Below are 7136 nucleotides of genomic sequence, written 5' to 3'. Positions count from 1 at the left end.
GGATGATGCTGCCTTCGTACTCGTCCTCGATGAACTCGAGGGTCTCGTCGGCCAGGAGCAGCTCGCCGAGGGTGGCGATGCGCGGGTCGTCGGCGTTGTCGGTGCGGGCGGCGAGGACGTTGACGTAGTCGTTTCCCTCGACCTCTTCCAGAAGGACGGAGTCCTCCTCGAAGTCGAGCCCGGCCTCCTGCGCGTAGTTGTTGTTGACGATCGCAGCGTCGACGTCGCCGAGCGAGCGCGGGAGCTGGGGCGCTTCGACCTCGTGGAAGTCGAGGTCCTTGGGGTTGTCCTCGATGTCGGCGAGCGAGAAGTTCGACTCCTCGACCCCGTCGGCCAGTGTGATGAGGCCGCTGTCCTGGAGCAGCAGGAGCGCGCGGAACTCGTTGGTGGGGTCGTTGGGCAGTGCGATCTCGGCGCCGTCCTCGAGGTCGTCCACCGAGTCGACCTGTTCGGAGTAGAGCCCCAGCGGCGGCAGGTAGGCCTGCTGCACGGCGGTCAGGTCGGCGTCATTGCCCTCGTTGAACTCCAGCAGGAAGGGTTCGTGCTGGTAGAGGTTGGCATCGAGTTGCCCCTCGTCGAGCGCGGTGTTGGGCGCGACGTAGTCGGAGAACTCCTCGATCTCCAGCGACAGTCCGGCATCGGCGGCGAGGTTCTCGTCGATGAACTCCAGGACCTCCCCGGCCGGGACCGCGGTCGCTCCGACGACCAGCGTATCCTCGGCACCCGTGGCATCCGCGTCGTTCTCGGACGGCGCACCACAGGCGGCCACCGCCAGGACGGCCACTGCGGCGGAGGCGAGTACTGCGGAGCGGTGCATCGGGGAGGATCCTTTTCGTGAACGGGATGGAAGGCGCCTGAGGGCGGTTCGTGCCCATCTCGGCCAAAATTTCCGATTTACCCGACCATAATGGCAGGGTATGGCACTGCGCCACCCCGGGTGAGCAAGCGCACACGGGCGTACCCAGGGCGTCGCCCCGACCCGCCACACGCCTCGGCGCCACCCATCAGCCACGCATCGGACATAGCAGGAGAAGTGCCGATTTTCCCGCGCAGTACCGGCGCTCCGCCGAGACTTCGAAAGATTTTTCGGCGGAGATTCTCCGTTCCCGCCCCATGGCACCCCGCGATGCGGCAGGATGATTCTCGAAGGCGGAACACGGGTCCCGGCCATTCTCCGCGCCCCCTGTCGGAGACGGCCCCTCCCCCGGCGCCGGGACCCTTCCCCCCTTCGTTCCCCCTCTGCCCCCGGTGCCCCGTGCACCGGGGGCGCCCTTCGCTCCCAGCACCCCGGAAAGCCCCTATCGCCGCTAACACGGTCCTTACAGCCCCGGAGGACAGACTGCACGGGTCCGACCGGACCCATCACGAACACGAACAGGGCACAGATGATCAGCGAAGCGATCGAGTGGATCAAGGGACTCCTCGGCGGCGAGGCGGGACAGCTCGTCCAGGAGGCCGCCGAGTCCTACGGCCATGAAGCCTTGGAAGACGTGCAGGACTCCGCCCAGGGGCTCCAGGACGGCGTCGACACCGCAACCGACGTGGCAGAGGACCCGGGCGGCGCCGCCGTCGACGCCGCGCGGGACCAGCTCCCCGGCGACAACTGAGCGGACCCTCCCATGGCCCGGGGGTGGCGGGCACCCCTTCCGCCCCGCCGCCGACACCACTGCTCCCCGGAAAGACCTGGAACCCTCGCCGACCTCGACCTCGACCTCGCCCCCAACACCGTCCGGGCCGTCTGTGCGTGAGTGAGGCACTGCGCGGAACCGCCGGCCCCGGTCCCTGCTGATACCCCGAGCGCACGAGCGGGCCCGCCCCGGAAGGGAGCGGGCCCGTATTTGCGTCCGCCCGGTTCAGTCGCGGGTGACGCCGTGCATCTCGGACGTCTCGGGGTAGGTCGGGAGCTGCGGCTTCTGGGTCCCGATGATCACGCAGATGCGCGCGTCCTCGGCGCTGACCGTCTCCAGGCTTCGCGGCACGCCGGCGGGCACGCGCAACAGGTCGTAGCGGCCGAGCACCCGGCTGGCCTTCTTGTTGCCGTCCCCGGCGTCGTGCACGGAGAACCGGACCTCGCCCTCGAGGACGAAGAAGACCTCCTCGACGTCGTGGTGGGTGTGCTCGGGGCCCACACAGCCCGAGGGCAGAACCATGTTCGAGAAGGTGAAGTGGTCGGCGGGCAGGATGTTCTCGTCGCCGTCGTGGTTGCCGGTGGCGCCGGACCCGATGTAGCGCACCTGGGCGCGGCGGAACTGCGCACCGGCCTTGGTCTGGAACGCGAGGGTGTCGAAGTCGACGTTGCGCGAGGCGTTGGTGGCCAGCGCCTCGTCGATGGCCTTCTCGAGCTCGGGGGTGGAGTTCTCCGGAACGGTCTCGGTCATGACGTTCTCCTTGCTCTCGTGGAGGGTTGCAGGGGTCATACGGGGGCCGGAACCGGGCCCGGGGCTCCGGAGCCTTCGGACGGGCGGTGGCGGGCAGCCTGCCGGCCGGGGCCCGCCACGGAGGGCTCAGGCCCAGCCCGGATCGGGGACACCGCCCATGTGCTCGCGGACGCGGGGCGAGGGCGGGCCGGCGGTGCGGAACAGGTCGGACAGTTCAGGGGTGCGCGGCCACACCCTCGGCATCCAGGTCTCCTCGTCGATCTGCAGGACCTCGGCGGTCATCTCCGGGACGAGCCCGGCCGGGTCGATGTAGTACGCGAAGGCGTTGTCGCCGGGGCCGTGGCGCCCGGGCCCCCACGCGGTCTCGTGTCCGGCGACCTTGAGGCGGCCGATGCTTCGCATCCACGCGTCGAGGCTCGCGACCTCGTAGGCGACGTGGTTGGGGGCGGTCCACTCGGCCTGGTTGAAGGCGATGACGTGGTGGTCGCCGATCGCGCGCAGGAACACCATCTGGTGCTCGGACCAGTCGCTCACGCGCAGCCCGAGCACCCGGGTGTACCAGGCGGTGGCGGCGTCGATGTCGGTGGTGTTGAGAACCGAGTGCGCGACCTTGCGCGGAACGGGACGGTCCCGGGGCAGCCCGGGGACGGCGTGCACGTGGGCGCTGATCTCCAGGACCCGGTTCTCGGGGTCGAGGAAGCGCACGGCGTATCCGCCGCCGAGCCGGCCGGTGCGACCGGGCTCTTCCAACAGGGTCACGCCCTCGGAGCGCAGCCACTCGGCGGCCGCGTCGACCTCGGCGGGGTCCTGCACGGCGAAGGCGATGTGATGGAGCCCGTTGCGTTCGGCGGCGTGGAGTTCGAGCACGTGGTGCTCAGGGCCGGCCGCGCGCAGGTGAGCGGTGGTCCCGGTGCGCTCGACCAGGTCCAGGCCCCAGGGGCCGGTGTAGAAGTCGACGGACTCATCGAGGGCGGTTGTGCGCAGGCCGACGTGGCGAAGCGCTCGGATCGTGGGCGGTTTCGGGGCCGTCATCGGCGCTCCTCCTCGGTTCCGGGGATGCTGACCGGAGGGGTGAAGGGTCGGGGGATGGAGCCGAGGGCGTCGACGTCGACCTCGACGACCGCGGGCCCGCGGGTGGACAGCGCGGAGGCGAGGGCCTCCTCGACGTCGTCGGTGCTCTTGACCGGGAAGTGCGGAATCCCGTACGCGCCGGCGAGCTGTGCGAAGTCGGGGTTGGCCAGGTCGACGCCGGAACGCCGCTCGACGTGCGCGTCCTGTGTGTTGCGCAGGACCCCGTACCCGCCGTCGTTGAAGAGCAGGACCACCAGCCAGGGGCGTTCCTGGGCGAGGGTGCCCATCTCCCCGAGGTGGACGGCCAGGCCGCCGTCGCCGACGAGGGCGAGGGCGGGCAGGTCGGGGCGGGCGAGCGCGCCGCCGATGCCCATGGCCAGGCCCTGTCCGATGCCGCCTCCGCGTGGGAAGACGTTGATCTCGGGTTCGTCCACGGCCAGGAGCCGGTTGCCCCACATGCTGGACGGGATGGTGACGTCCCGGGCCAGGACGGCGCGGCGCGGCAGAGCCGAGCGCACGGCGTCGCAGATCTCGGCCTGCCACCCGATGTTCTCGCGCATTCCCTGTCGGGAAGTGCGACGGGCGGCGGCGACCTCGGCGAGCCAGCCGTCGTCGGTGGCGGTGCGGTCGGGCAGCAGCTCGGCCAGGGCGGTGAGCACCGGGGCTGCCTCACCCTCCACGCCCACGGAGGCCGGGTACACACGCCCGAGTGCTGCGGGGTCGGCGTCGATCTGCACGTGTTGTCCCGGCAGGTGGAGCGAGTAGTCGCCGGTCTCGTTGCTGCGGAAGTGGGTCCCGATCGAGACGAGCAGGTCGGCGCGGTCCATGAGGGGGCGGACGGCGGGGTTCATGGCGAAGTTGCCGATGCAGGCGCCGTGGCCCTCGGGGACGACGCCGCGGCCGGAGTTGCTGGTGAGCACTCCGGCGCGGGTGCGTGTGACCAGGTCGAGGACCTNCCCCCCCCCCCCCGCCGATCCAGAGCAGGGGGCGTTCTGCGGCGGCGATGCGGGCGGCGGCGTCGGCGAGCACGTCGTCGGAGGCACGCACCGAGGGCGCGGCCGGGGCGATCTCCAGGTCGTCGAACTCGTGCCGTGCGTACTGCAGGTCGATGGGCCACTCGACGCTGACCGGGCCGTAGGGGGCGCTGAGGGCATCGGACGCTGCGGTGGTGAGCACCTTCTCTGCGTCGCCGGGACCGGTGACGGTGTGCGCGGTCTTGCTGACCGCGGTGAGCATCCCGTACTGGTCCTTGGTCTCGTGGATGAACCCGCGGCCCTGTCCGAGGTAGCGGCTCTCGATCTGCCCGGTCACGTGAAGGACGCGCGAACCGGTGGAGAGGGCTTCGACGAGGGCGCCCGCGGCGTTGCCTGCCCCGGTGCCGGTACTGGTCAGGGCGATGCCGANGGCGGCCGCCTCGTGGCGCACCGGGACGAACCGGCGGCGCGCGGCGACGGCGTCGACGAGGGGAAGGTTGTGCACGCTGACCACACCGAAGACGGTGTCGACACCGAGGGCGTCCATGAGAGCGACGAGAAGGTCGCCACCGATGTGGCCGAGCAGGTCGTTGCTGTCAGACATCAGGGGCGACCACCGATCCGTGTTCCATGCGAGCACGCTAGCATATAGTTTAGCACTAAGACACTTTGTGCTGTGAGGTTTTCGGGGAGAACCCGGAACAGCTCCGGAGTTCGCGTGTGAGCTCCCGAGTCCGCCGCTCCGGCAGGTCGCACCCACACCGGTTGTCGCTCTCAGTAGCATCTCAAGTGCCCAGCGCAAGGAAACAGGGGAGTGACCACATGAAGCCGCCCGTCGAAGCGCACCAAATGCCCGCCCGGATCGCCACCGGGGCCTTCATCCTCAGCTCGGGACTGGACAAGCGCGGGGCCGACGAGGAGACCGCGCAGGGGCTGCACGGGATGGCCGCCGGCGCGTACCCGTTCCTGAACAAGATCGAGCCCGTGCCCTTCGCCAAGCTCGTGTCGGCCTCGGAGATCGCCCTCGGGACCGCCCTCCTGCTACCGGTCGTGCCCACGAAGGTCGCCGCCGCCGGGCTGACCGCCTTCGGCGCCGCGTTCGTGGGCCTGTACCTGCGCACCCCGGGGATGCGGCGGCCCAACAGCATCCGCCCCAGCGAGGAGGGGCTGGCGATCGCCAAGGACGTGTGGATGTTCGGCGCGGGCCTCTCGCTGCTGCTGGACCCCGGGCGAAAGCGCGGTGAAGCACGGCCGTGCTCCTGGCTCGGCTCGAAGGGCTGACACCGTACCCTCGGGTGCTCCGGCGGGCCGTCCCTGCGACCATGGGGCGGCCCGCCGCGCTGCGCGGCCGGCGCACACACGCGGGAAGGGGACGGTCGTGGCGGAGACAGTACGCACCGACACGGTGGTGGTCGGACTCGGGGCCATGGGGTCACAGGCGTTGTGGCAGCTCGCGCGGCGGGGTGTCCCGGCTGTGGGAGTGGAGCAGTTCGCGCCCGGCCACGAGCGGGGGTCCAGTCACGGCGAGTCCCGCATCATCCGCACCGCCTACGTGGAGGGCGCGGCGTACGTGCCGTTCGTGCGCGCGGCGTGGAAGCACTGGGCCGATCTGGAACGGGCCTCGGGCCAGAACCTGCTGTTGCGCACCGGAACACTCATGGCGGGCGCCCCGGACTCGGGGGCCGTCACGGGCGCGCTCACCGCGGCCGCACACCACGGTCTGCCGCACGAACACCTCTCGCCGGAGCGGGCACGCGCACGCTTTCCCCATCACCGGTTCGCACCGGGCGACGAGGCTGTCGTCGAGGAGGAGGGCGGGGTCCTGCTCCCGGAGGCCGCCATCGGGGCCGCGGTCGGCCTCGCGCGTGAGGCCGGGGCGCGGGTGATGACCGAGGCACCGGTGACCCGGATCGCGCCCCACTCCGACCGGCCGTCCGTGTGGGTGGGCGGCACCGAGATCCGGGCGCGACGCGTCGTGGTCACCGCAGGATCCTGGCTGACCCGGGTGCTGCCCGACCTTCCCGACCCGGGGATCAGGGTGGAACGCCGGGTGCTGGGCTGGTTCCCGGTCACCGGCGACCCCGCCGCGCACACCGGTGGACCGGTCTTCGCCCGCGACGAGGCCGACGGGACACTCTGGTACGGGTTCCCGAGTCTGGACGGGCGGACCGTGAAGATCGGCGTGCACGCCGAAGCCCCGGGTGCTCGGTTCGAAGGGGCGCAGTGGGGCGAACCCGTGGACCCCGACGAGGGACCGCGCGCACCCGAACCGGCGGACGCCTCCCGGCTGGGCCGATTGGCGGAACGGTTGGCCGGCATCGGGACGGAGCCCGAACGCATGGCGGCGTGCATGTACACGATGACGCCGGACGAGGACTTCCTCGTCGGGCACCGGCGCGAGCTTCCGGGACTGGTGCTGGCCGGCGGGTTCTCCGGCCACGGGTTCAAGTTCGCCTCGGCGGTGGGTGCCGCCCTGGCCGACCTGGCCGGACACGGCCGCACCGACCTGCCGATCGCGATGTTCGACCCGCACCGCTGGGACTGATACCCGGCGTGCACGCGCGGTCCGGGGTCGTCAGCGGCACGGGCCGAAGCGGTCGGCGCGGAAGGGCTCCAAGACCTCGGGCCGGGTTCCCTCCACCATGAACCGGGCCAGCGCCTCCGCGGCCGGGCTGGACAGCGTCATCCCCAGCATCGAGTACGCGGTCGCGAC

The 7136-nt window shown here is 71.2% G+C and carries 7 protein-coding genes and 1 pseudogene; 3 read left to right on the top strand and 5 right to left on the bottom strand.

Annotation, left to right across the window (positions count from 1 at the left end; genetic code table 11):
• The coding region (locus D474_RS0104280) for a MetQ/NlpA family ABC transporter substrate-binding protein (RefSeq protein WP_017612365.1) at positions 1-817 on the bottom strand (817 nt) is incomplete at its 3' end.
• A gap of 568 nt (positions 818-1385) precedes the next feature.
• Here D474_RS0104280 and D474_RS0104275 point away from each other — a divergent pair.
• A complete protein-coding gene (locus D474_RS0104275) occupies positions 1386-1607 on the top strand; it encodes a hypothetical protein (protein ID WP_017612364.1) in 222 nt (73 codons plus the stop codon).
• A gap of 246 nt (positions 1608-1853) precedes the next feature.
• On the opposite strand, the gene D474_RS0104270 is transcribed toward D474_RS0104275, so the two are convergent.
• The 4 genes and pseudogenes from D474_RS0104270 to D474_RS33165 form a co-directional block, all read right to left on the bottom strand.
• On the bottom strand, positions 1854-2417 hold the full coding sequence (locus tag D474_RS0104270; RefSeq protein WP_017612363.1) for a cupin domain-containing protein: 564 nt from the start codon (positions 2415-2417) through the stop codon (positions 1854-1856).
• 87 nt (positions 2418-2504) lie between these two features.
• Positions 2505-3410, bottom strand: coding sequence for a VOC family protein (locus D474_RS0104265; protein ID WP_017612362.1), 906 nt, complete (start codon positions 3408-3410; stop codon positions 2505-2507).
• Positions 3407-4369: a thiamine pyrophosphate-dependent enzyme gene (locus D474_RS31635; protein WP_017612361.1), complete on the bottom strand. Its 963-nt coding sequence runs from the start codon at positions 4367-4369 to the stop codon at positions 3407-3409. Before D474_RS31635 ends, D474_RS0104265 begins: the two co-directional genes overlap by 4 nt.
• A gap of 328 nt (positions 4370-4697) precedes the next feature.
• Positions 4698-5027 (bottom strand): annotated as a pseudogene (locus tag D474_RS33165) (thiamine pyrophosphate-binding protein); the annotation flags it as partial.
• 218 nt (positions 5028-5245) lie between these two features.
• On the opposite strand from D474_RS33165, the gene D474_RS0104255 reads away from it, so the two are divergent.
• Positions 5246-5704, top strand: coding sequence for a hypothetical protein (locus D474_RS0104255; protein WP_017612359.1), 459 nt, complete (start codon positions 5246-5248; stop codon positions 5702-5704).
• 97 nt (positions 5705-5801) lie between these two features.
• Positions 5802-6968, top strand: a complete 1167-nt coding sequence (gene solA / locus D474_RS0104250; RefSeq protein ID WP_017612358.1) for an N-methyl-L-tryptophan oxidase — start codon at positions 5802-5804, stop codon at positions 6966-6968.
• The last annotated feature ends 168 nt before the right edge of the window (positions 6969-7136 follow it).

The organism is Nocardiopsis salina YIM 90010 (assembly GCF_000341025.1).
Classification (GTDB): Bacteria; Actinomycetota; Actinomycetes; order Streptosporangiales; family Streptosporangiaceae; genus Nocardiopsis; species Nocardiopsis salina.
Note: the sequence above shows the minus strand (reverse complement) of the source record. Positions and strands in the feature narration are given on the sequence as shown.

What these genes read in the sequence shown, in the direction of transcription:
- D474_RS0104270 (WP_017612363.1), bottom strand. Translation starts at nt 2,417, where the DNA reads ATGACCCCTGCAACCCTCCACGAGAGCAAGGAGAACGTCATGACCGAG.
- D474_RS0104255 (WP_017612359.1), top strand. Translation starts at nt 5,246, where the DNA reads ATGAAGCCGCCCGTCGAAGCGCACCAAATGCCCGCCCGGATCGCCACC.
- D474_RS0104265 (WP_017612362.1), bottom strand. Translation starts at nt 3,410, where the DNA reads ATGACGGCCCCGAAACCGCCCACGATCCGAGCGCTTCGCCACGTCGGC.
- D474_RS0104275 (WP_017612364.1), top strand. Translation starts at nt 1,386, where the DNA reads ATGATCAGCGAAGCGATCGAGTGGATCAAGGGACTCCTCGGCGGCGAG.